The sequence below is a fragment of the Exobacillus caeni genome (assembly GCF_005747095.1).
Classification (GTDB): Bacteria; Bacillota; Bacilli; order Bacillales; family Guptibacillaceae; genus Exobacillus; species Exobacillus caeni.
Window position 1 is genome coordinate 111,809 of record NZ_SWLG01000012.1, and the last position, 24,458, is coordinate 136,266.

At 45.0% G+C, this 24,458-nt stretch carries 21 protein-coding genes and 1 pseudogene; 21 read left to right on the top strand and 1 reads right to left on the bottom strand.

What is annotated here, in order from left to right; translation table 11 throughout:
- The first annotated feature begins 24 nt into the window (after positions 1-24).
- The 20 genes from FCL54_RS16625 to FCL54_RS16720 all read left to right on the top strand — a co-directional run bounded on the left by FCL54_RS16625 (position 25) and on the right by FCL54_RS16720 (position 23,191).
- Positions 25-2,079, top strand: coding sequence for a hydantoinase/oxoprolinase family protein (locus tag FCL54_RS16625; RefSeq protein WP_138127861.1), 2,055 nt, complete (start codon positions 25-27; stop codon positions 2,077-2,079).
- A complete protein-coding gene (locus tag FCL54_RS16630) occupies positions 2,076-3,845 on the top strand; it encodes a hydantoinase B/oxoprolinase family protein (RefSeq protein ID WP_138127862.1) in 1,770 nt (589 codons plus the stop codon). Before FCL54_RS16625 ends, FCL54_RS16630 begins: the two co-directional genes overlap by 4 nt.
- A gap of 51 nt (positions 3,846-3,896) precedes the next feature.
- The gene (locus FCL54_RS16635) at positions 3,897-4,691 is read left to right on the top strand and encodes an enoyl-CoA hydratase/isomerase family protein (protein ID WP_171016887.1); all 795 of its coding nucleotides are present in this window, start codon (positions 3,897-3,899) and stop codon (positions 4,689-4,691) included.
- A gap of 19 nt (positions 4,692-4,710) precedes the next feature.
- On the top strand, positions 4,711-6,129 hold the full coding sequence (leuC, locus tag FCL54_RS16640; protein WP_138127864.1) for a 3-isopropylmalate dehydratase large subunit: 1,419 nt from the start codon (positions 4,711-4,713) through the stop codon (positions 6,127-6,129).
- Complete coding sequence (gene leuD, locus FCL54_RS16645; RefSeq protein WP_138127865.1) at positions 6,126-6,749, top strand: 3-isopropylmalate dehydratase small subunit; 624 nt, start codon at positions 6,126-6,128, stop codon at positions 6,747-6,749. Before leuC ends, leuD begins: the two co-directional genes overlap by 4 nt.
- A 190-nt stretch (positions 6,750-6,939) precedes the next feature.
- Positions 6,940-7,755: an SDR family NAD(P)-dependent oxidoreductase gene (locus FCL54_RS16650; RefSeq protein ID WP_138127866.1), complete on the top strand. Its 816-nt coding sequence runs from the start codon at positions 6,940-6,942 to the stop codon at positions 7,753-7,755.
- Positions 7,756-7,765: 10 nt separating this feature from the next.
- Positions 7,766-8,812, top strand: a complete 1,047-nt coding sequence (locus FCL54_RS16655) for a ketopantoate reductase family protein (protein ID WP_138127867.1) — start codon at positions 7,766-7,768, stop codon at positions 8,810-8,812.
- A gap of 14 nt (positions 8,813-8,826) precedes the next feature.
- Positions 8,827-9,483: a GntR family transcriptional regulator gene (locus FCL54_RS16660; protein ID WP_171016888.1), complete on the top strand. Its 657-nt coding sequence runs from the start codon at positions 8,827-8,829 to the stop codon at positions 9,481-9,483.
- A 14-nt stretch (positions 9,484-9,497) separates the two neighbouring features.
- Positions 9,498-10,514 carry an ABC transporter ATP-binding protein gene (locus FCL54_RS16665; RefSeq protein ID WP_138127869.1) on the top strand — a complete coding sequence of 339 codons (1,017 nt, stop codon included), beginning with the start codon at positions 9,498-9,500 and terminating at the stop codon, positions 10,512-10,514.
- Positions 10,468-11,424 carry an ABC transporter ATP-binding protein gene (locus FCL54_RS16670; protein WP_138127870.1) on the top strand — a complete coding sequence of 319 codons (957 nt, stop codon included), beginning with the start codon at positions 10,468-10,470 and terminating at the stop codon, positions 11,422-11,424. Before FCL54_RS16665 ends, FCL54_RS16670 begins: the two co-directional genes overlap by 47 nt.
- Positions 11,425-11,451: 27 nt before the next feature.
- On the top strand, positions 11,452-12,465 hold the full coding sequence (locus FCL54_RS16675) for an ABC transporter permease (RefSeq protein WP_138127871.1): 1,014 nt from the start codon (positions 11,452-11,454) through the stop codon (positions 12,463-12,465).
- A 16-nt stretch (positions 12,466-12,481) separates the two neighbouring features.
- The gene (nikC, locus tag FCL54_RS16680; RefSeq protein ID WP_138127872.1) at positions 12,482-13,300 is read left to right on the top strand and encodes a nickel transporter permease; all 819 of its coding nucleotides are present in this window, start codon (positions 12,482-12,484) and stop codon (positions 13,298-13,300) included.
- Positions 13,301-13,398: 98 nt separating this feature from the next.
- Entirely contained in the window at positions 13,399-15,060 is a 1,662-nt protein-coding gene (locus tag FCL54_RS16685) for an ABC transporter substrate-binding protein (RefSeq protein ID WP_138127873.1), read from the top strand.
- A 66-nt stretch (positions 15,061-15,126) separates the two neighbouring features.
- Positions 15,127-16,074 carry a M14 family metallopeptidase gene (locus tag FCL54_RS16690; protein WP_138127874.1) on the top strand — a complete coding sequence of 316 codons (948 nt, stop codon included), beginning with the start codon at positions 15,127-15,129 and terminating at the stop codon, positions 16,072-16,074.
- Between the two features lie 4 nt (positions 16,075-16,078).
- Positions 16,079-17,482 carry an amidase gene (locus FCL54_RS16695; RefSeq protein WP_171016889.1) on the top strand — a complete coding sequence of 468 codons (1,404 nt, stop codon included), beginning with the start codon at positions 16,079-16,081 and terminating at the stop codon, positions 17,480-17,482.
- Positions 17,483-18,619, top strand: a complete 1,137-nt coding sequence (locus FCL54_RS16700; RefSeq protein ID WP_138127876.1) for a M20 family metallopeptidase — start codon at positions 17,483-17,485, stop codon at positions 18,617-18,619. It begins immediately after the preceding gene.
- Between the two features lie 20 nt (positions 18,620-18,639).
- Positions 18,640-19,386, top strand: coding sequence for a creatininase family protein (locus FCL54_RS16705; protein ID WP_138127877.1), 747 nt, complete (start codon positions 18,640-18,642; stop codon positions 19,384-19,386).
- Positions 19,364-20,632, top strand: coding sequence for a hypothetical protein (locus tag FCL54_RS16710; RefSeq protein ID WP_138127878.1), 1,269 nt, complete (start codon positions 19,364-19,366; stop codon positions 20,630-20,632). The genes FCL54_RS16705 and FCL54_RS16710 overlap by 23 nt, the downstream gene beginning before the upstream one ends.
- A gap of 63 nt (positions 20,633-20,695) precedes the next feature.
- Positions 20,696-22,438, top strand: coding sequence for a M28 family peptidase (locus FCL54_RS16715; protein WP_138127879.1), 1,743 nt, complete (start codon positions 20,696-20,698; stop codon positions 22,436-22,438).
- 18 nt (positions 22,439-22,456) lie between these two features.
- A complete protein-coding gene (locus FCL54_RS16720) occupies positions 22,457-23,191 on the top strand; it encodes an SDR family oxidoreductase (protein WP_138127880.1) in 735 nt (244 codons plus the stop codon).
- A gap of 86 nt (positions 23,192-23,277) precedes the next feature.
- On the opposite strand, the pseudogene FCL54_RS16725 reads toward FCL54_RS16720, so the two are convergent.
- Positions 23,278-23,571, bottom strand: a pseudogene (locus FCL54_RS16725) (exonuclease/endonuclease/phosphatase family protein); the annotation flags it as partial.
- A gap of 152 nt (positions 23,572-23,723) precedes the next feature.
- Here FCL54_RS16725 and FCL54_RS16730 point away from each other — a divergent pair.
- On the top strand, positions 23,724-24,392 hold the full coding sequence (locus FCL54_RS16730; RefSeq protein WP_138127881.1) for a hypothetical protein: 669 nt from the start codon (positions 23,724-23,726) through the stop codon (positions 24,390-24,392).
- Positions 24,393-24,458 lie beyond the last annotated feature (66 nt).

The window sequence follows — 24,458 nt, forward strand, 5'->3', positions numbered from 1 at the left end:
TAAAACGATAAGGGGGACTAAATGATGTATCGAATTGCAGTTGATGTAGGTGGAACTTTCACAGATATCGTGCTCCAAAATGAAAAGACGGGTGAGATCTTTGGAACTAAGACACCTTCAACACCAACAGACCAATCCATTGGGTTAATGAACGGAATTAAAAAAATCTGTGAGGAAAATAATGTTGCTATCTCAGAGATCCAATCTATCATCCACGGAACAACTGTAGCGACCAATGCTGTACTGGAAGGCAAAGGAGCAAAAGTTGGCCTCATTACAACAGAAGGATTTGAACAGATTCTACATGTAGCCAGGTCCTGGACACCAGCTCCGATCAGTGCGTGGATGGGCTTTCTTAAACCTGATCCCCTTGCAGACCTAATTTATACTCGTGGAGCTAAGGAAAGGATTACAGCCCAGGGGGAAATTCATACAGAACTGGACGAGGAACATATTCGTTCAGAAATCCAGTCGCTTTACGAGCAGGGTGTCGAAAGCCTTACTGTTAGTCTTGTTAACTCCTACGCAAACCCCACACATGAACAACGCATAAAAGAGATTGCTGAGGAAATTAACCCGGATATTCTCGTTACCGTTTCTTTTGATATTCTTCCGGAATTTCGTGAATATGAAAGAACTTTAACAACCGTTATGAATTCCTATGTAAGGCCTCCAATGCAAAAGTATCTGAACAATATTCGAAATAAAATGGATGAACAGAAGCTGGACAGCCGTATTAGTATCGTTCGATCGGATGGAGGACTTATGAGTATTCCTGCTGCTTCCTCTCGTCCTGTCCACACAATGCTTTCAGGACCATCAGGAGGAGTTACGGCATCTGCTATGATCGGGGTCCAGACTGGTTATCGGAATGTTATATCTTTTGATATGGGAGGAACATCTACTGATGTTGCCCTGACCTATGACGGAACTCCCCGTGTTTCACGTGAGACGAAGGTGGGCGTGTTTCCAGTAAAATCCCCTTCCCTCGAAGTAGTCAGTATTGGTGCAGGAGGAGGTTCGATTGCCCATGTTCCTTTAACAGGAGCCCTTCGAGTCGGCCCTCAGAGTGCAGGTTCAGAACCAGGACCGGCAAGTTATGATAGAGGAGGGGAAGATCCTACTGTGACCGATGCCAACGTAGTGCTCGGATATTTACCACCCAGTCTTGTTGGCGGAGAGATGCAATTAAATGTAGAAGCTGCGAAAAAATCGATGGATAGTGTGGCTGAAAAGCTAAATACAGATATCTATCGTGCAGCCAAGGGTGTATATGACATTGTTAATGAAAACATGTATGGAGCTACACGTGTGGTTTCAGTTGAAAAAGGTTATGATCCACGCGAGTTTTCATTACTTGCTTTAGGCGGCGCAGGTCCACTCCATGCAAACGCACTTGGAGAACTAACCGGATGCTTCCCTGTTATTGTCCCTCCGACCCCGGGAGTTTTGTCAGCACTAGGATTTTTACAATCGGATATTCGAAATGAATATTCCAGGACATTCATCCGTACGTTAAGCCAGCTTGATACCCGAGAAATTATTTCCGAACTAAACAAACTAGGCAAGGAAAGTGATGAATGGTTAGATCAGGAAAAAGTAAACGAAAAACAAAGGAAAATCAAATATGAAGTAGATGTTCGTTATTTCCGTCAGGGGCACGAGATTCCGATCGAGGTTACAAAAGACAAGCTTGAAAAAGAAGGATTAGGTATTTTAAAACGGACTTTTGATGAAATCCACGAAAAGGTCTACGGTTTTAAAATGGACACCGAGGTTGAAGTGGTTAACATCCGTGCTGTTGCGATTGGTAAAGTGCTATCACCTGCTATCCCGCTTTCAGAAGAGGGAGGAGAAGACGCGTCTCAAGCGATTGTCGATGAAAAGCATGAAGCTTATTTTGATGGAGAATTTGTGAATGCACCAATTTATGAAAGAAGCCTCTTAAGGCCGAATAATAAAGTTTCTGGGCCGGCGATCATAAGCCAGAAAGACACGACGACGCTAGTGCTCCCGGGTTATACAGCTGAGATCGATAAGCACATGAATATCCTTATCCAGAAAGGAGATTTAAAATGACGAAAATTGATTCCATTACTGTCGATATTATTGAAAACGCCTTAAAGAATGTTAAAGAAGAAATGGATGTAACGTTATTTCGCTCAGCCATGTCACCTGTTATTAGGGAACAGCATGATTGCTTCCCGATGATTACTGATCCGGATGGTAAGATGGTGGTCGGAAACTTCGGTTCACATGTACCTGAGGTTATTAATCAATTTCCAGAAGGTGTTAATGAAGGGGATGTCATATTCTTGAGTGATCCATACAGTTGCGGTGGATCTATCTCTCACATTAATGACTGGATGGTAATCATCCCAATCTTCTATCAAGAGAAGATTGTCGGCTATTCATCAATGTTTGGACATGTGATGGACGTGGGCGGGCCAGTTGCCTCAAGTATGCCTGTAACAGCCAAAACAATTTACGGAGAAGGCGTGCGCTTTCCTCCGGTGAAGCTTTTTGAAAAAGGCGAGTTGAACAAGGCGATCATTTCCATCATTAAAGCAAATACAAGGACTCCAATTGAGAACTACAGTGACCTGATGGCAATCGTTGCTTCCTGCCGTACAGCTGAAAAGCGCGTACAGGAGTTATGTGAACGATTTGGGGCAAAGTTTTATCTTCAGGCCCTTGATGCTTTACTAGAAAGAACTAATGTGATGATGCGTCAGCTTATCCAGAACTTCCTGCCCGAGAAACCTGTTTCTTTTGAGGATTACATCGATGATGATGGGTTAGGAAACGGTCCTTATAAGATGAAGTTAACGATTTGGAGAGAAGGAGACAATGCTTACTTCGACTGGGAAGGAACAGATAAACAATCGCCGGGTCCGATTAACTATTACCTGAGTGATTCCATGTTCAAAATGTTTATCGGCGCATTTCTTATCTCGGTGTTCGACCCTGCGATCATGTTTAATGATGGGTTCTATGATGTTCTTCATGTCAAAACGCCTGAAGGGTGCTTGATGAGACCGAAACAGCCTGCAGCCCTCGGTTGCCGTACCCATGCTTTGAGCCGTTTGTTCGATGTGCTTAGTGGAGCGCTTTCGATTAACACACCACAAAATAGCCCTGCAGCTGGATATGGAACAAGCCCTTACTTCATTTATTCAGGGTACGATGAAGAAGACCGATATTTCAACTTGATGGAAGTTATGTATGGAGGATTGCCAGGACGTCCTATCGGTGATGGACTCGATGGGCATTCCTGGTGGCCGGCATTCGTTAACATTCCAACTGAATATCTAGAAACCTACTATCCGTTACGAGTGGAATACTATCAAACAGGAACAGATTCGGGCGGAGCAGGACTTCATAGGGGCGGTAACTGTAATGAAAAGCTTTATACATGTCTGGCTAAAGGATCCGTATCAATCCACGATGACCGTTCGACCATCCAACCATGGGGAATCAACGGTGGAGAACCAGGTTCCTCATCCTCAAAACTGTTGATTAAAAAAGACGGCACAAAGATTCCTTTGGCTTCCAAAGTAGACAACGTTGAGGTGGAACCGGGAGACCAAATCCTATTCATTACTGGTGGAAGCGGCGGATGGGGAGACCCAATCGAGCGTGAACCGGAAAAAGTTCGCCAGGATGTTTCTAGAGGTCTCGTCAGCATTGACAAAGCTAAAAAGGCATACGGTGTTGTGCTCGATCCAGTCACATATGATGTTAAAGAGAAAGAAACAGTCGAGCTTCGAAACCAAATGAAAAATACCAGGGAGCCACTAACCGCTTTCAACTTTGGCAATCGTGGAGAAGTAGTGAAGATGTAATAATAAAGGGGTGCTTGAACGAAGCACCCCTATTTTAGGTAGGTGAAACGCTTGGAATATCAGACGATAAAAACAGAAGTAATCAATAATGTAGGAAGGATTTATCTGGACAGAGCGGAAGCGGGAAATAGCGTTACACTTGAGTTTGCAAGGGAGCTCGAAAGTATTTCTAGCATTTTTAAGGAAAAGAAGGAGGTAAGAGTTGTTGTTATTGCGGGTCGTGGCAAGCACTTTTCTGTTGGAGGGGATTTGAAGGCTTTTGCTGAAAAAAGTAACATTTCTTCCCACCTACGGGAGGTCACTGTTCCTTTGCATCAAGCGATAAATAACCTTGTTACGATGAAAAAGCCTGTCGTTGCAGAGGTGAATGGTACTGTTGCAGGAGGCGGTATAGGCATTGTTTGTGCTGCTGATATTGTTGTAGCTTCTGAAAATTCTCGGTTTGTGATGGCTTATACGAAAGCAGGCCTGACACCTGATGGATCAACAAGTTATTTTCTACCACGTCTGATCGGCCTGAAAAAGTCGCTTGAACTGGCGCTGTTGAATCGAAAGCTTACTGCAGAAGAAGCACTTCAATGGGGTATTGTAACCAGAGTCTGTCAGGAAGAACAATTATCAGAGGAGGTTCAAAAAATCGCAAATGAGCTTATCGCTGGTGCAACAGAAGCATTTGGACTAACTAAAGAGCTCCTTTACCATTCATTTGAACATACATTATTAGAACAGATGGAAAAAGAATCTCTTCAAATTTCAGACAGGGTCTCTTCTGAAGAAGGGCAGGAAGGGATACGTGCGTTTCTAGAAAAACGAAAGCCGGATTTTTCAAACAATACTAGGACTTAGTTAAGAAAGGGGATTCGGAATGGGGAAAACCCTTTATGAAAAAATATGGGACAAACATGTTGTCCATAACAATGACGACCAGCCAGCTTTACTTTATATTGACCTTCACTTGATTCATGAAGTGACTTCGCCTCAAGCTTTTTCTGGGCTTAGAGAAGCGAACAGGCCTGTCCGGCGTCCTGAATTGACGCTAGCGACAATGGATCATAGCATCCCCACCGCTTCTCGCAGTTATCCATTTCGGGATCCAACTGCCCAGCTTCAGGTTGAAACACTTGAAAAGAACTGCCGAGATTTTGGTGTCCAGCTCTATAATTTAGAAAGCGACATGCAGGGAATCGTCCACGTTATCGCCCCGGAGTTAGGGTTAACTCTACCCGGTCAAACAATGGTTTGTGGAGACAGCCATACTTCCACTCACGGCGCTTTTGGCGCTCTGGCATTTGGAATCGGGACAAGTGAAGTCGAGCATGTTCTTGCTACACAGTGCCTGAAACAATATCCATCCAAGACGTTGTCTATTATGATCAATGGGAGATTGCCTGAAGCCGTAACTTCAAAAGACTTAATTCTATCTATCATAGGAAAGTATGGAAACGATTTTGCTGCTGGCCATGTTATCGAATACCGCGGAGAAGCCATTGAAGCATTATCGATGGAAGAGCGAATGACAATCTGTAACATGTCGATCGAATTTGGCGCGAGGGCAGGATTAATTGCGCCAGACGATGTTACGTTTGATTATGTGAAAAACAAGCCTTTTGCACCAAAAGGAGAAAAGTGGGACCAGGCATTATCAGAGTGGAAGTCATTATATAGTGATGAGGATGCAAATTTTAATATCTCGATCGAATTTGATGCAACTAAAGTAGCCCCTCAGGTTACATGGGGAACAAATCCTGGATTCGTCGGGGGTATCGATGAATCTGTTCCAAATCCCGATTCACTGTCAAAAGAAAATAAGAAGGAAGCAGAGGACGCCCTTGTCTATATGGGGCTTGAACCTGGAACCAAGATGGAAGAGATTGCGGTGGATACTGTTTTTATTGGTTCCTGTACGAACAGCCGAATCGAAGATTTACGAGAAGCTGCGAAAATCGTTAAAGGATACAAAGTCTTCCCAGAGATACGTGCGCTTGTTGTGCCTGGCTCGCAACAGGTGAAAAAGCAAGCGGAGCAAGAGGGGCTTGACAAGATATTTTTAGAAGCTGGATTCGAATGGCGAAATTCCGGATGCAGTATGTGCCTGGGTATGAATGAAGACATTGTAATGCCTGGTGAACGATGTGCTTCCACATCAAATCGGAATTTTGAGGGCAGGCAGGGAAGAAATGCCCGGACGCATCTTGTTAGTCCATCTATGGCAGCTGCCGCAGCGATTAAAGGGCACTTTTATGATGTGAGGAATTGGGATTTCAAGAAGGAGGTCATCCAATGAAACCATTCATTGCCCATGAAGGTATCGTCGTACCACTGGACCGGCCTAACGTTGATACCGATGCGATTCTTCCCAAGCAATTTTTAAAACGTGTGGAGAAAAAAGGTTATGGAAAATATTTGTTCTTTGACTGGCGATACCATGATAATCAGGAAGAAAATCCAGAGTTTATTTTAAACAAGCATGTATATAAAAAAGCATCCATATTATTAACTCGCAAAAATTTCGGGTCAGGATCTTCAAGGGAGCATGCCCCATGGGCGTTGAAGGACTTTGGCTTCCGTGTTATTATTGCTCCTTCGTTCGCGGATATTTTTTATAACAATTGCTTTAAAAATGGCATTTTACCAATCGTCATTTCAGAAACTCTTGTAAGTGACCTTTTCGAAAACGTAAACAGAGTGGAAGGCTACACACTAAGAGTTGATCTTGACTCGCAAACGATTGAAGGAAAGCACGGTTTCCATACTCGATTTGAAGTCGATTCTTTTCGTAAAGAAATGCTTTTAAACGGGAGGGATGAAATTAGCATGACCCTTCAAGAAGAAGAGTTAATTGAAAAATTCGAAGGAAAGCATAATGTGTATTTTCAGTTTGATGTTCCAGAGAATAAAAATTGAATCACAATAGGGGCGACCTTCAAAGGATACTTTATCCTTTTGGGTCAGCCCCTTTTTTTCTGTCGAAACAAATGTCGAAAAAGAGGGAATTAACAAAACTTTAGTCCAAATATTTGTAATTTTAAGAATATTGTTGAAACTAACAAAACTATCATATATACTTAGAAAAAATAAAGCAAAGGAGAAGCATATGACGCAAAGTGTTAACAGTTTACAGTTAACTTTCGAAAATAAGGTCGTCGTTGTTACAGGTGCAGGCCATGGAATCGGAAGGTCGATCTGTAAGGAGTTTGCTAGACGCGGAGCATATGTAGCAGCTACAGATATCCTGGATGGTCCGTTGTCTGATACAAAACATGAAGTAGAAGAAGTGGTTGCTTCTGCTGGTGCATCTTCCAAAATACATACTTATACAACAGATCTTACACAGGCGGATCAGTCAGATCATTTAGTAGAACAGGTTATAAAAGATTTTCAGAAGATCGATATTCTTGTAAACGTGGCCGGAGGGGTCGTCGGGCAGGTCCATCAGCCGATTGAAAATGTAACAGACGAGCAATGGGAGAGCATTCTTAAAGTGAATCTTAACACATGCTTTTATATGGTCCGGGCCGTGGCGCCATATATGAAAGAGAAACAGTATGGCCGAATTGTAAATATTTCAAGTGGTGCCGGCAGAAGCAGCAGCCTGACAGGGATCCAGGCATATACCTCTGCAAAGGCAGGGCAGATTGGTTTTACTAGGCAGATGGCTCGTGAACTCGGAAAATATGGGATCACTGTCAACAATGTCGCTCCAGGTTTTGTACTTTCTAATCCTTCTACACAAAAACAATGGGAAGCAATGTCACCAACAGAACAGGAGCAGTTAAAGGAATCAATCTCTCTAAAACGGCTTGGAGAACCAGAGGATATTGCATATCCAGTCTTATTCTTTGCTTCTGACTTTGCACGGTATGTAAGTGGACAGATCATCTCCGCTGACGGAGGCTTACAACTTTTCTAGGAGGTACGATATGGCAATCACGATAATAGGAGCGGGCGCAATCGGCGGCGTGCTGGGTGCCTACCTTACCAGAGCAGGAGAACAAGTTGTCTTCTGTGATATCGATAAAGAACATGTCAAAACAATCAATGCGAGAGGAATAACGATCGAAGGTCCGGATGAAAGGTTTACCGCAGAAAGTGTAGCTTTTACACCTGAAGAGCTTTTACTCTATAAAAATAAATTAGAAACCGTGTTCCTATGTGTAAAGGCACATCATACAAAACAGGCGTTAGAGCCATTTCTTCCATTGCTTACATCTGAATCCCAGGTCGTCTCCTTTCAAAATGGACTTTGTGAAAGAACAATCGCTTCCTTAGTAGGTGAGGACCGGACAATCGGCTGCTTTGTTAATTTCTCGGCAGACTATCTGGGACCGGGCAGGATTTTGTACGGCGGTGTTGCGTCACTCTATCTGGGAGAGTTAAACGGAGTTTTATCAGAAAGAGTTTTACTGCTAAAAGAAAAGCTGCAATGCTGGGGACCGGCTCAGCTAACAGACAATATCTGGGGCTACTTATGGGGAAAGATGTCCTATGCCGGACTTCTGTATGCAACTGCATTGGTCGATGAAACGATGGCAGGAGTTGTTAGAAAAATGGACTTGCGAGAAACACTGTTGGAACTTTGCTCAGAGATTTTAGAAATAGCTGACCGGGAAGGCGTTGTTCCACTTGGATTCGATGATTGGGTTCCAGAGTTAGTGTATCCAAGGGAAACAAGGGATGCCGCTAAGCTCAACAGTCAGTTGGAAAAATTAGCAGAAAGAATGGCAACGAACAAGAAAACAAAAAGCGGCATCTGGCGCGACCTTGCTGTACGAAAACGCAAAACCGAAGTCGATGAACAGCTGGTGCCGATCATTGAAACAGCAAAAAGCTATCACCTTACCATGCCGCTGACAACAAAAATGGTAGAGATGATCAAGGAAATGGAAGAAGGAACCAGGCAAATGAGCTGGGATAACCTCTATGAGTTAAAAGAAATCTACGAATCGATGGGGAAAAAAATCTCATGAGCGGGGAGACATCCATGATCCTTGACCACAGGAATCTATCAGATGATGTTGCGGCCATCATTCGGAAGATGATTCTAAACGGAGAACTGAAGGCAGGAGCAAGGATCAACCAGGCCCAGCTTGCAGAAAAGTTTAAGATTTCAAGAGGACCAGTGAGAGAGGCATTACGGTCATTACAAAACGAAGGATTGATCAAGCACGAAACGAACAAGGGGACTTTTGTTACGACACTTTCAAAGCAAGATGCTTTCGAAATCTATACGCTTCGTGCACTACTCGAAGCAGAGGCGGCTCAGCTCGCGGTTTTCAATCTGACAGAAAAGGATTTTAGAAAGCTTGAAGAGTTGCTTGACCAATTTTATCAGATGATGGTGGAGCAAAACTTAGAAAGCCAGGCACAATGCGATATTCTTTTTCATCGGACGATCGTGGAGGCTTCCAAACATAGCAGGCTGATCAACATGCACAGGCAGCTTGACACGCAGGTTGGCGCAATGTATCTGACAGTATCCAACAAAGTACCGGTAAGGGTCCATCAGGTTGTAGAGAACCATCAGATTTTGCTCGATGTACTTCGGACGAAAGATAAGGAGAAGATTAAAGAAATATTTTCAGAGCATTACACACAAACGTTAAAAGACTTGTCCAACATGACCCCAATAAAAGGATAAAAGGTGGTGTCATCATGCTGTTAGATGTGAAAGATGTATCTCTATCCCTTAAAAGAGAAGGGAAATACTCTAAAATTCTTGATCAGGTCTCGTTTCATGTAAACAACGGGGAAACGGTTGGAATCGTAGGCGAGTCGGGCTGTGGAAAGAGCATGACCGCATTGTCCCTCATGAGGCTGCTTCCCGATAAAGCGAAGCTAGACGGAGAGATCCGACTAGAGGACGAACTGATTTCAAGTTATTCCAACCGTAAAATGCAAAAGATTCGAGGGAACCAGGCATCGATGATTTTCCAGGATCCGCTTACTTCGCTTAATCCGCTCCACACCGTAGGTAAACAAATAGAAGAATCGTTGTTGCTCCATACCAGCTTAAGCAAACAGGAGAGAAGAAAAAGGGTTATTAAGCTTCTGAATGATGTAGGGCTTCCACGAGCAGATGAACTGATCGATGAATACCCGCACCAGCTTTCGGGGGGGATGAGGCAGCGAATCATGATCGCAATGGCTATGGCCTGTGAGCCAAAACTATTAATCTGTGACGAGCCGACAACAGCACTCGATGTAACGGTTCAAGCACAGATACTTGAATTGATGAACGAGTTAAAAGAAAGGACCCGGATGGGAATCATCATGATCACACATGACCTTGGTGTAGTGGCAGAGGTTTGTGACAGAGTGATCGTCATGTATGCCGGTAAAGTTGTGGAAACAGCACCTGTTGAGGAGCTGTTTGAAAATCCTAAGCATCCGTATACAAAAGGATTGATGCAGTCAATTCCGAAACTTGGAATCAGAAAGCAGATGCTTGGTTCGATTGCGGGTACGGTACCTTCTCCGGAAAATATGCCTGCAGGATGCCGGTTTGCGGATCGTTGCAGCCAGGCCATGGATGTTTGCAAAACGAATGTCCCTCAAATGACTCAGGTCAAGAAGAACCATAAAACAGCCTGCTGGCTGTACGAAAACAAGGGGGTGAAGAAGGATGCCGCTGCTGGAAGTGAACAACCTAAAACAGCATTTTATCTCTAAAAAAGGTTTCTTGAGTGAAAAGAGGGTTGTAAAAGCCGTTGACGGCGTCAGCCTGAAAGTTGAAAAAGGAAAAACCCTTGGGGTAGTTGGCGAATCTGGATGCGGGAAGTCAAGTCTTGGAAGATCGATACTACGGTTAGTACAGCCGACCGAAGGAAGTGTGAAGTTTCAGGGGAAAGAAGTGACAGATCTTAACGCTTTAGAAATGAAAAAGCTTCGCAGGGAAATGCAAATCGTTTTTCAAGACCCGTACGCTTCGCTAAACCCGAGGAGCACCATCCGTGAAATCCTTGAAGCACCACTGAAAATCCATAATGTAGGAAATAAAAAAGAGAGAAAGAAAGTCATCGAAGAGCTAGTCGAACGTATCGGTATCAGAAAGGATCAGCTGAACAACTATCCGCACGAATTTTCCGGTGGACAGCGCCAGAGAATTGGAATCGCAAGGGCATTGGCGTTGAATCCTAAACTCATTGTCGCCGATGAACCGGTATCAGCACTTGATGTCTCAGTACAGTCGCAGGTGTTGAACTTGATGCTAGAGTTGCAGCAGGAAATGGATTTGAGTTATCTATTCATCTCGCATGATCTCTCGGTCGTCCAGCATATCTCCGACCAGGTGGCGGTGATGTACCTTGGCAAAATCGTTGAGTTCGGCGACGTGGAACGCATTTATAATCACCCGATGCATCCGTATACGCAGGCGCTTTTATCAGCATTGCCGATACCGGATCCTAAACAGAAACGAGAAAGGATCATTTTAGAGGGAGATCTGCCAAGCCCGATCAATCCGCCGTCAGGTTGCCCGTTCCATACTCGGTGCCCTTTCGCGACGAAAGAATGCAAGGAAGTTGTTCCCGCACTTGAAGAAAAAACGGATAATCACTTTGCCGCATGTATTCATATTTAACTTTTATTAAAAGAAAGGGGGAGTTGGATGGATGCGCTGCGTTATGTGTTTAAACGGATTCTGTTGATGATTCCGATCTTAATCGGGATAAGCATCCTAACATTTTTTATCTCAAACACGATTCCGGGAGATCCTGCCCGCCTGATTCTCGGGCCAAAAGCGACACCGGATGGAATCGAAGAGTTACGAGAGGAAATGGGGCTAAACGATCCGCTTTATGTGCAGTATGGCAGGTACGTTAACGGAATCTTCCACGGTGACCTGGGTGAGAGTACTTACTCCCAGCAGCCGGTGATCGATGATCTGGAAAGATATTTTCCGGCAACACTGGAGCTGACCTTGTTCGCAATGTTGATCACCGTCCTAATCGGGATTCCGTTCGGGGTTATCAGTGCAAGTAAGAAGGACAAACTGCCCGATCAATTCACAAGGGTGTTTGCGCTCCTTGGGGTAGCGATGCCTGCATTCTGGCTGGGTTTACTTTTCCTTTTGCTCTTCTATCTAAAGCTCGGTATCCTGCCTGGATCCGGGAGGCTTGACAACGGTGTCTCCCCGCCGGATATGATCACTGGAATGTACACAGTTGATGCACTGTTAACAGGAAACATGGTTGCATTTAAATCAGCTTTAATCCATTTGATATTGCCGGGGATCACCCAGGCGGCCGTCACGATCGGAATGATCACCAGAATGACGCGCTCATCCATGCTGGAAGTGCTGCAAAGTGACTATATCCGCACTGCTCAGGCAAAAGGCGGCTCCGAGAACAGGGTCCTTTACGGACATGCGCTTCGAAACGGCATCATGCCGGTCATCACGCTTCTCGGTATGACATTTGGCCATGCATTAGGCGGAAGTGTTCTCGTCGAATCAGTATTTTCATGGCCCGGTCTTGGAAAGTATGCGGTAAACGCGATCACGTATCTCGATTTTCCAGCCGTAATGGGGGTAACTTTACTGATCGCATTGTTGTTCATCACGGTTAACCTGATTATAGACACGATGTATCACCTGATTGATCCACGATTGAAATATAACTAAGGGGGGAGGGCTTACCTTGGTACGTCGAATGATCAACAGTCCCTTGACCATCCTGGGGCTTGTCCTGGTACTTCTCATCATCATTACTGCAATCTTCGCGCCGGTTATAGCCACTCATAATCCAACAGAAGTTAACTTGCTGTCAAAGCTGGAAGGACCGAGCGGTGAACATTTCTTTGGAACAGATGAAGTTGGACGAGACATTTTCAGCCGGATTGTTTATGGCACAAGAATTTCTTTGAAAATCGGTTTGCTTGTCGTATTGATCTCGTTCCCGATCGGTACCATTCTCGGAGCGATAGCGGGATATATCGGAGGAAGAATCGACCAGATCATCATGAGGGCAACAGACATTTTTCTATCTTTTCCGGGGATTATCCTCGCGATGTCGATCGCAGCAGCTTTAGGGCCATCGATTGAAAACGTTCTGCTGGCACTGGCAGCAACCTGGTGGCCATGGTACACACGTATCGTCCGCTCTTCGGTATTGTCATTGAAAAACTCTGAATTCATTGAGGCATCACGAGCACTCGGAGCGAATCCGTTCAGAATCTTGTTTAAAGAAGTTATTCCAAACGCGATCGCACCTGCTAGTATTCAGGCATCACTCGACCTTGGTTTCGTAATCCTTGCCGCAGCCGGCTTAAGTTTTATCGGGCTCGGTGCACAACCGCCATCACCTGAATGGGGCGCGATGCTTTCTTCGAGCCGAGAAATCATAAGAGATGCATGGTGGGCTGCTACGTTCCCTGGTATCGCGATCCTCATAACAGTACTTGGCTTCAACCTGATGGGTGATGGACTCAGGGACGTTCTTGATCCAAAACAACGTTAACCATTCTATGTAACACATAGATGATTCTTCCTTGAAAGGGGGATAGGGGGAGCAGGGTTAGGTAAGTTTTATCTATTAAAAAATGAGGGGGAAACGAAGTGAAGCACAAAAACCTTTGGGCAAAACTGGCGCTGTTTTTGTTGATCGCTGTCGTCGTTCTTAGTGGATGCACAGGGAAGTATGGAAATGAAGCCACAAGCGGAAATGCCGGTACCAATAATTCCGGCGACACAAGCGGAGAAAATACTGATGATGCACCAGCAGCAAATGAAAACTTTGATGAAAATGTGTTTAACTTTGCGACAAACCAGGATATTCCTCAATTAGACCCACACGGTTCTGCAGCAAACACGTCTTTCCGTGTAACGTATATGCTGTATGATCGCCTTGTCACATACGAAGGTTCTTCTACTGAGCCAAAACCGATGCTTGCTGAAAGCTGGGACATTTCTGATGACAACAAAACATACACGTTCCATCTGCGTGAGGATGCCAAATTCCATGACGGCACTCCAGTAACAGCCGAAGCAGTCAAGTACTCTTTCACCCGTGCGATCGACGTGAACAAGTCTGCTGCAGGTATCTTCAAAAAAGTAATCGACAAGGACAGCTTCGAGATCGTTGATGATCATACGATTAAAATCACATTAAAGAAACCATTCGGTCCGTTTATCAAGACACTTGGGACTGTATTTGCAAACATTCTCAACCCGAACCTTGCAGAAAACCACGGCGATGACCTTGGCGAAAGCTATATTGCTGATAAGGAAGTCGGATCTGGCCCGTATATCTTAGAGAGCTGGGACCGCGGCCAGAAACTCGTCTTAAAGGCAAACCCGGATTATTGGGGAGAAAAACCGACGATGGAAACTATCAACGTTATCATCGTTCCAGAACCATCTACTGCACGGCTGATGCTTGAAAAAGGCGAAATAGACATGATTGACAACACGATGATTTCTCCGGAAGTGTTAAAACAGATGGATGGTAAAAATGGTGTGAAAGTAGTTAAATCTGCTGGTTACCAGATCGACTATATGCCGATGAACATGACAAGCGGAGCACTTGCTGACAAGAAAGTACGCCAGGCGATCGCCCACAGTATCAACTATGATGCATTGCTAGAAAGTGTATATCTTGGCGAAGCAGACCGTATCGGCGGCGCTGTTCCGGACGGCATGTTTGGATTCAACCCTGATGCGAAGCTTTATGATTATGATCTTGATAAAGCGAAAAAGCTTCTTGAAGAAGCAGGGTATGCTGAAGGATTGAAGCTTGAGATCGCAATCTCTGAAAATAACGAAGTACGTAAAAACACAGCGCTCTTACTGCAGTCTGACCTTGCGAAAGTAGGCGTGGAGCTTGAAATTAAAACTTACGCATGGCCGACATTCCTTGATCTAGTAACGACAGGAAAACATAACTTCGGGTTAGTATCATGGACTCCTGACTATCCGGATCCAGATTATAACCTCTGGTATTTCGGCCACTCTTCAAGTAAAGGTCCTGGCTTCAACCTTGCATTCTATGAAAATAAGAAAGTGGATGAACTTCTAGAAACAGCAAGAGCAAGCACGAACGAAGACGAGCGTGCCGCTGCCTATAAAGAAATCCAGGATATTATGGCTGAAGAAGTACCATATATCTTCGTTGCACAGCCTTACGTTCAGGCTCCGCTTCGTGATTGGGTTAAAGGCTATGAAATCAACCCGATGAACACGTGGTATGTTCCTTTTAACAAAATTACAAAAGCACAATAGGCAAGAAGGAAAAGCGGTTGTTATATGGCAACCGCCTTCCTCTTTGATTTAAGGAGATGAGAAGAGATGAGTGAATGGAAAATTGGGAATCTATCAGCAGCCATAGGTGAAAAAGTAAAAGACTATCTTAAATTTGATTCTGTGGAAGAAAAACTGCCTGCTTTTCTTGTGAACGGCTCTGATGAAGGGCCAAAAGTGCTAGTGCTTGGCGGTATTCACGGTTGTGAATATACATCGATCGACGCAGCTCTGAAGGTTGGAGCAGAACTTATTCGTTCTAATGTAAAAGGGCAGGTCGTAATACTGCCGATCGCTAATCCGGCTTCCTTTTATGCACGAAGCATTTATGTCCATCCGAGAGACGGCAAGAACTTGAATCGGATGTTCCCCGGGAAAGAAACTGGGACAGATGCCGAACGTCTTGCTTTTCAACTGAATGAAACAGTCTTTAAACAGGTTGACTACATCATTGATTTACACGGCGGTGACATGATCGAAGCGCTCGTTCCGTTCACGATCTACCATGTAACAGAAGACAAACAGGTACTAGAACAATCGAAGGAAATGGCTTCGCTCTTTGATATTGACTTTGTGATCGGAAGCAGCGGACAGGTACCGGGTTCTACCTACGGATGTGCTGCTGAACAGGGGACGCCAGCCATCATCGCTGAAGCTGGCCAGCAGGGAATCTTGAGCGGAGATAATTCCGTCCTGTTACAGGAAGGCGTGAAGAACATCCTGCGTTCCCTCGGCATGCTGGATGGAGAAGTAAAGAAAACCGATTCTACTTATCTATCGGTATTCGACTGGTACCGCTCAGACCAGAAGGCACTCTGGTACCCGGATGTGAAGATTGGGGACAATGTGGCAAACGGAGATCTGCTCGGAAAGCTTACCGATGAATTCGGAGAAACCGTGAAAGAAATCCATTCCAATACAAATGGAACAGTCCTGTTCCTGGTCACATCGCTCGCGATCAATCCGAACGATCCGCTTCTCGCGGTGGGAGAGTGATAGTATGGATGACTTATTATTCCAATCCTTCTTAGACGTCGGTAATCTTTATCGCCAAAAGGAAGTCTCCCCTGTTGAAGTGACCCGGAAAGTTTTCGAACGAATCGAAAAGACGGAACCGGAGCTGAATGCGTTCGTTACGCTTCTAGAAGATACGGCAATGAAACAGGCCAGTAAAGCAGAGAAGTTATTTCTTAATAAGGAAGAAACGCATCTTCTCACCGGGATACCTTTTAGTGTGAAAGATTTGTTTTATACAAAAGAAGTGCTAACTACCTGCGCTTCCAACGTTCTGAAAGATTTTAAGCCTGATTACACGGCCACAGTAGTTCAGAAGCTAAATGAAACAAATGCGGTATTATTTGGAAAAAACAACATGCTTGAGTTTGCTTACGGCATCGTTCACCCGGACTTTGGCCAGACGAACAACCCGTGGGATATCACGAAGACTTCAGGAGGTTCTTCGAGCGGTTCAGCAGCGTCCGTGGCAGCAGGTATCGGTTATTTTTCTTTAGGAACAGATACAGGCGGATCGATCCGAATCCCAGCTTCCTATTGCGGAGTCGTCGGGTTAAAGCCGACAAGGGGAATCGTCAGCACTTACGGTGTGTTTCCGCTCTCGTGGTCACTTGACCATGCGGGTCCGATCACTAGAACAGCACGGGAAGCAGCCGTTGTACTGGATGTAATCGCAGGAAACGACCTGAACGACCCGCATTCTGCAACACAAACCCTAAACCGAAGCGAGTTAAAATCGTTCGAGCTTTCAAATTCGAAGAAACGGGTTGGCGTTTTATCGGTAGAATGCCTGAGAGGCCTTGAGCCTGATGTAAAACAGGTCTATGATAATACGCTAAAAGAAATCGAATCCCTCGGCTGGGAAGTAACCGAAGTATCGATCAACGACTGGCAGCGGTCAGAGCAAATCATCATGGACGTCCTCCTTCCGGAAGCAGCCCACATCCATAAGAAGTGGCTCGAACAAAAGAGTGATTATGCGGAATTAACGTACAAACAGATCGAAATGGGGATGGAACAAAAAGCAGTAACCTATCTTAAGGGACTGGATGACCTTCACCGCTATACTTCTTCTGTATCGGCGTTGTTTGAAAAGGTCGATGTTCTGCTCACCCCGACCGTTGCTTTCCCGGCACCTGAAGAAGATCCGGAAATCGGCAGCGAGGAATTGAATGAGATGGTCTTTACCGGTCCTTTCAATATTTCGGGGCATCCAGCAGTAACGATAAACATGGGCTTCTCAGGAGAAGGACTGCCGGTTGGCATGCAACTTGTGGGGCCTCACTTCCACGACATCGAACTATTGAAAATTGCAAATGTACTGGAACAAACGCAGGCAAAGAAATACCCTCCTTTTATCACAGGAGAAACAGTAAGGAGCAAAAAATAAATGTCTGAGCTATTAACCTATTTGAAAGAAAACGAAAAAGATATTGAACAAACGTTATTAAAGCTCGTAACAGCAGAATCACCTTCCCGAAACAAAGCGCTGACCGATATTTGCGGGTTAGTTTTAAAAGAAGAGTTTGATAGATTGGTAGGCGGGAAGGCAGAAACGATTATAAAAGAGGAAGTCGGAAACCAATACCGGTTCACCTACGGAACTGGAGATGAGTCAGAACAAATCTTGATCATCGGTCATTACGATACTGTCTGGGACCAGGGGGCGTTGCCGATTCGAAAGGAAAACGGAAAGCTTTACGGGCCAGGGGCGTTCGACATGAAAGGCGGATTGACGATCACCTTCTGGGCGTTACGGGCTCTTAAGGAAGCTGGTATAACCGGTAAACGGAAAATCGTGGTGCTCGTCACATCGGATGAGGAGATCGGCAGTGATCATTCCCGTGCACTTATTGAAGAGGAAGCGAAGAAAAGCGTGATGGTATTTGTCCCTGAATCAAGCATCTCCCCAGATGGCGCGGTGAAAACCGCCCGTAAAGGAGTCGGGATCTTAAAACTAAAAGTATATGGGAAAGCAGTCCATGCTGGAATCGATCCGTGGAGCGGTGTGAGTGCGATCGATGAACTAGCCCTGCAAATCGCAGATCTTAAAAAGCTTGATAACAAAGAAGACGGCATCTCAATCAATATCGGAAAAATTTCCGGCGGAACAAGGACGAATGTTGTTGCTGCCTATGCGGAAGCAGAAGTGGACATCCGCTTCGAGAAAAAACAGCAGGGGGATGAACTTGAAAAAGCAGTGCTCAATCGTCCTGTCTTCATCGAAGGGGCAACTGTCGAGATGGAAGGCGGTATCAACCGGTATCCTCTTGAAAGAACAGAAAAAGTTGTTTCGCTTTATGAGCAGCTAAAAGAAATAGCAGCAGAGCACGGTTACATATTAAAGGAAGGAAAATCAGGAGGAGGAAGTGACGGCAACTTTACCGCAGGAGTCGGAGTGCCGACGATCGATGGCCTCGGCCCTGTTGGGGACGGTGCCCATGCGGAGAATGAACACATCATCCTGGAGAACCTGCCGTACCGTGCAGCATTGGTCGCTGAAGTATTAAAACGAAATATCGGATAAGGGGTGATAGGAAAGTGGATATGATGACGATGAACTTGAGCCGATATAAGGAGATCAAGAAAACCATCAACACCGTGCTCGTGCCGATCGGCATGGTCGAGGCGCACGGCCCGCATTGTGCACTCGGAACAGACGTGTTGATTCCTCGTGAATTTGTCAAAAGGCTCGAGGAGAAGATCGGGGACAAGATGTTGATGGCTCCTGAAGTCGCATACGGGCACTCATGGGGACTGTCTCCATTTGCCGGGACAATCGATATTTCCTCAGAAGCTTTCTCAAATTATGTGTTCGAAATTTGCAGGGGCTTTTACAAGAACGGATTCACAAACATCATTCTGTTGAACGGCCACGGAGGAAACATCGCAAACCTTGAGATAGTCGCTGAGAAACTCGCAGACCTCGGTGGAAGAGTACTGACACTTAGCTGGTTCATCGACTATAGGGAGCAGATCAAAGAGATAGCATCTGAACCTGGCCATGCCGGAGAAGACGAGACATCACTGGTTCTCGCGATCGATCCGAAGCTTGCTTATACAGAAGGTGTCGGAAATCATGAAATCCCGATACCGAAAAAATTAAAATTTAAGGATGGCGGAAGGACCCTTTATCCGGAAGGCTTTTCTGGGAATGCCGGAGCGGCTTCCGTAGAAAAAGGCGAAAGGTTGTATGATTTACTGACAGACCTAATTGAAAAAGACATTGAGATGCTATGGGAAATCGAATCAAAACAGGGAGGGCGATTAAATGGTGTTACGGTGGACAGCTGAACCGACAGGAGAAGCGATCGTTAATGTGGTGTTAAGCCTGAACGAACAGGCACAGAAATTGCACGGCCAGGAAGTGGCAACAGCAAGTTACAGTAACGTGAAGCCAACCTTAAAGTCGTTCGATGAAATCGGCTTGAAAATTGACGAGATCGAAAGTGCGATTCAGGACTTAAAAGGCCATGAAGGACGTTACCTTCGCTCCATGGTGAATGCGTTCCGTTATTTCGGATACAGCCTCCAGGGGGATGATCTGTCTTATGAGGAGTATATCGCAAATATCCAGGAGCTGCCGTCAACATTGATCACCGAGGAGCAAATCACCCGGCAGCAGGAAATTGTGGAAGAGGGTTTAACAAACCTGGGTTACAAAGGAACGTTTAAAGAGAAAGCCGACAAATGGCACACCGATACGTTGATCGACCCGGAAAAAGTAACCGCTGTAGCGGAATCACTGAAAGAAAAAAGTAAGCAGGGTACGCTGGAGCGGGTTATCAGACTTCCGGAAGAAGACGGTATCAACACGATCAAATCGATAAGGGATGTTTTCTGGAGTGGTTATTCGAAATATTCCGGTAATTTCCGGGGAAATCTGACATTTAATATTGACCGCCCGTGGACAGAGCCGGTGCTTGCCCAGATCATGTGCCATGAAGGTTACCCGGGGCACCAGGCATTTTATTGCCGCTGGGATTACTTGTTCCAGCAGGGGAAATTACCGCTTGAAGCTTCCTACTATTTGATCAACACACCGACGAACGCATTATTTGAAGGCGGCCCGGAAAGCGCACTCCATTTTCTCGCCTGGGACCGGGACGAACAGGAAACAGAAGGGATAACGAAACAGGCGAAACAACAATATAAACTTGGCAGGGACTACATCGACTACCAGCGAATGGCGATGACGAATGCCTGCTACATGTATAACTTCGGCCAGTTCAATAAGGAAGAAGCAGTCGAATATATGATCACGACAGGAAATCTAACTTCTGTAGAAGCGAACAATTGCTATCGATTCTTCTCCGATCCGATTCAACGAACCTATTATCCGAGCTATTATTACGGCCGCTGGATGGTTGGGAAAGCATATGACGCTGTTGAAAAAGAAAAACGGGCTGACTTTTTTAAAGTATTATATGACACTCCGCATACGACAAACACCTTCATCGACGCCGTCAGTAAGCTAACAGGAAAAGAGTTTGCACCTTTCGACCGTGTGAAAACAGCAGAAGAAGATTTTGCACTCTAACAGGTAGCGGCCCGATTAAGGCCATGCTCTCTTTTTAAAAAATACTACGAGAGGGTGAAAAGAATGAAAACAGAGCTTACAGGTATGGAAGGCAAGTTAATCGAAGCCGTCTCAGCAGAAAAGCTGATGAACTTTACCAAACAAGTTTCCAAAGAAGTCCGATTATCGGGTTCAGAGGAAGAACTGCGGGCATTCCAGTATGCCAAACAGGTTCTAGACAGCTGCGGGTTAGAAACGAATTTATCCTTTCATGACGGGTTTATCAGCCTTCCCATCCATGCAGAACTTCATGTGGATGGCGAAAGTTTTACATGCATCACCCATTCGATGGCCACTTCTACAGGAGAAGAAGGAGTTGGCGGAGAGCTAGTTTTCATCGATCTTGAGGCTGACGAAAGTCTGTTGAATGTGGAAAACAGGTTGGCTCTTCTCGAAGGGATCGCCACACCGGGAGCGGTAGAAATACTGGAAAACGCAGGCGCGATCGGGGCTATCTTCATCAACGGCCCGATCACCCACGAAATGATCGTCTCCCGTGTATGGGGGAATCCGACTCCTGAGACAAAGAAGATTTTACCGAAACTTCCAGTCGTGTCTGTAACAACAAAAGAAGGAGATGTCCTGAAACAAAAACTAAATGAAAGTGAAAGACCTGTCAGTGTCTGGATGAAAACAGAAGTAGATACTGGATGGCGTAAGATCCCTACCCTTATCGCCGACTTAAAAGGAGAAGTTGAGCCAGAAAAGTTTGTTCTCTTCAGTGGACATATCGACTCCTGGCATTACGGTGCGATGGACAACGGAGGAGCGAACGCAACGATGCTCGAAGTAGCCCGTGTCCTGACCGAAAATGACATAAAACTGCGAAGAAGCCTGAGACTCGCCTTCTGGTCCGGACATTCTCACGGACGCTATGCAGGTTCAACGTATTACTGCGATAACAACTGGGAGGACCTCTACGAAAATTGTGTACTCCATGTTTACGCTGACTCTCTCGGAGGAAAAGGAGCGACCATTCTTGGCGAAAGCAACTGTATGGTCGAAACAAAAGACTTTGGCGGAGAGTTCGTTGAAAAATTGACAGGTGAAGCTTTCACTGGAAAACGGTTTGGGCGCGGAGGTGACCAATCCTTATGGGGAAACGGAATCCCGGCACTCTTCATGGGGCTTTCGGAACAACCGAAAGGCGATGACCTCGCATCAAGAACACTGGTTAAACTTTTTGGCGGAAATAAATCAGGAGGCTTCGGCTGGTGGTGGCATACGACAGAAGACACCATCGACAAGCTCGATCCAGAAAACCTGAAGCGGGACTGCCAAATATATACGGCTGTTATCTCTGATGCTTGCACTAGACAGATAATCCCGGTCAACCAGGCGGCAGCAGCGAGAGAATTGAAGGCAGCATTAGAAGCCTATCAGGAACAGGCGGAAGGAAGAATTGATCTGAGCCTCGCCATCCAACGAGTGATCCGACTGGAACAACTGGGAGAAGAGCTAAACAATCGAATCAAACTATGTAACTGGACAAACGATGGGGTGAAAAGGCTGAACGAAGCGTTAATGAACATCTCCCGAATCTTGATCCCGTTAAACTATGTGAACGGGGACAGCTATGACCACGATCTTGCAATGAACCAGCCGGCCATTCCAGTGTTAAAAGACATGCCGAACCTGGCTAATGCAACAGAAGGAACAGACGGCTATTATGAGTGGAAAACTGTTATGAAACGGAGATTGAATAGAGTGGAGCATACCCTTAAAAAAGCGATTCAAGAAGCAGAGTCTATTCTAACAGCCATTTAAAACAAAGGAGGAACGAATATGTCCGTAAAAGATAAAGTGATCGTCATAACCGGAGCATCGAGCGGAATAGGAGAAGCAACAGCTAAAAAGTTTGCAAAGGAAGGAGCAAAGGTCGTCCTCGCAGCCCGACGGGAAGAACGTTTACAACAAATTAAAGGTGATATTGAAAAAGCCGGTGGTGAAGCAGCTACTAAACTAACAGACGTTACGTCTTACGAAGATGTCCAGGCTCTCGCCAACTTCGCGATCGAAACATACGGTCATATTGATGTGATGTTCAACAACGCCGGCATTATGCCCTTATCATTTATGGACAAAATAAAAGTAGACGAGTGGGACGAAATGGTAGACGTAAATGTAAAAGGCGTACTTTACGGAATCGCAGCTGTCCTTCCACACATGCAGGAACGCAACACCGGGCATATCATCACTACTTCCTCAGTAGCAGGTCATGGCGTCTTCCCGTCTGGAACCGTTTACTGCGGAACAAAGTTTGCTGCAAGAATCTTTATGGAAGGATTAAATAAAGAACTGACCAACAGCAATGTCCGTACAACGACTATCTCACCAGGAGTCGTTGCGACTGAACTGATGGATACAATCTCAGACCAGGACGTTCGCCCGAGGTTTGAAGACCCGAACCTACCATCGCTATCCAGTGAAGATATTGCGAACGCGGTTTATTATGCGGTATCGCAACCAGAGAATGTGGCGGTGAATGAGGTTATCGTCAGGCCTACTAATCAGGGATAAGTTTTCACTAAACTGTTTTTCATTTTTTAAATGGGGAACAGTTTTTTCTTTTTATTGAAAGAGGCATTTATCACGAACATATTTCATCACAATTTTTCCTCTATCTGAACCTCCACACCAAAGTGGTCAGAAACAACTGATTTATTTTTGTTATTGAAGATAACTTTGGAAGAATCAACAGGAACATCCTGATTCGTTAAGATCAAATCTATGCGCAGGTTCTGTTTGTTATCATTCCAGCCATCTATTTTTCCTTCTACTGTATTCCCTTCGTCTTTTTCTTCTGCAAGACTGTAGGTGTCATAAAGACCCTTGCTCAATAAGTAGTCATATCCTTCTTCCCGAATAAGTGCATGGTTGTTAAAATCCCCCATAAAAAAACATGGAGCCTGTAACCTGTATACTAGGAAGATCGTACCGCCCCCAAAAGCTGCCATTTTTACTGAATATCCTCTAAAAAGTTTTTGTGTAAAACCACCCGGGAAATGTTCCTATGAAAGAGGAAACACATTTTCTAAGGAGGTTTTTCACCATGAACAATAAACAAGTACTTGGTGTGTATGACTCTTCAGAAGAACTGATCAATGATTTTTCAAATAACAATAATATAGAAAATAATGCGGATAGCTTTGAGATCCTCGGTGAAGATAGAGAGGCTGTTGCAGATGTATCAGGCAAACTGGGGATTGGAAAGGAACCGTTTATGGAAACAGATTCCCAAAAAGAAGATGCCGTGAACGAGGTTATGTCTGCATTAGAAGGAAACACAGAAACACCTGTTAAAGAAACTCTGGTAAACAAGGGACTAAGCCAGGACCAGGCTAAAGATTGTGCGTTGGATCTGCAAGACGGCAAGCTGGTCGTTCTGGGCAATCCAGATGATTCTAACGATGGCACAGCAAACTTTGACAACAGACATAATGTTGGCATGAACAATAATGCTGGTACTGGATATCCAGAATCCGATTATGATATTGCAGATAACAATTATAACCGGGGAAACGCTCCTGGGACAGCGCAATACAGTGACTCTGACAGTAGTAATGTAGGAAGACAAAACATGGAAGACGATCAGCTTCATATAAAAGAAGACAATATGTATTTAAATGATGATAGCAGCCTTTTCCAGGATACTTCAAAGAGCAGAAGACCGAATAGCTCTGTTGACAAAAATATTTTCCGGGATCGGCTGGATGAATAAAATCAAGTCTCTGTCACCTGTTGAATTAAAACAAAACTGTTCCTCATTTTCTAAATGATGAACAGT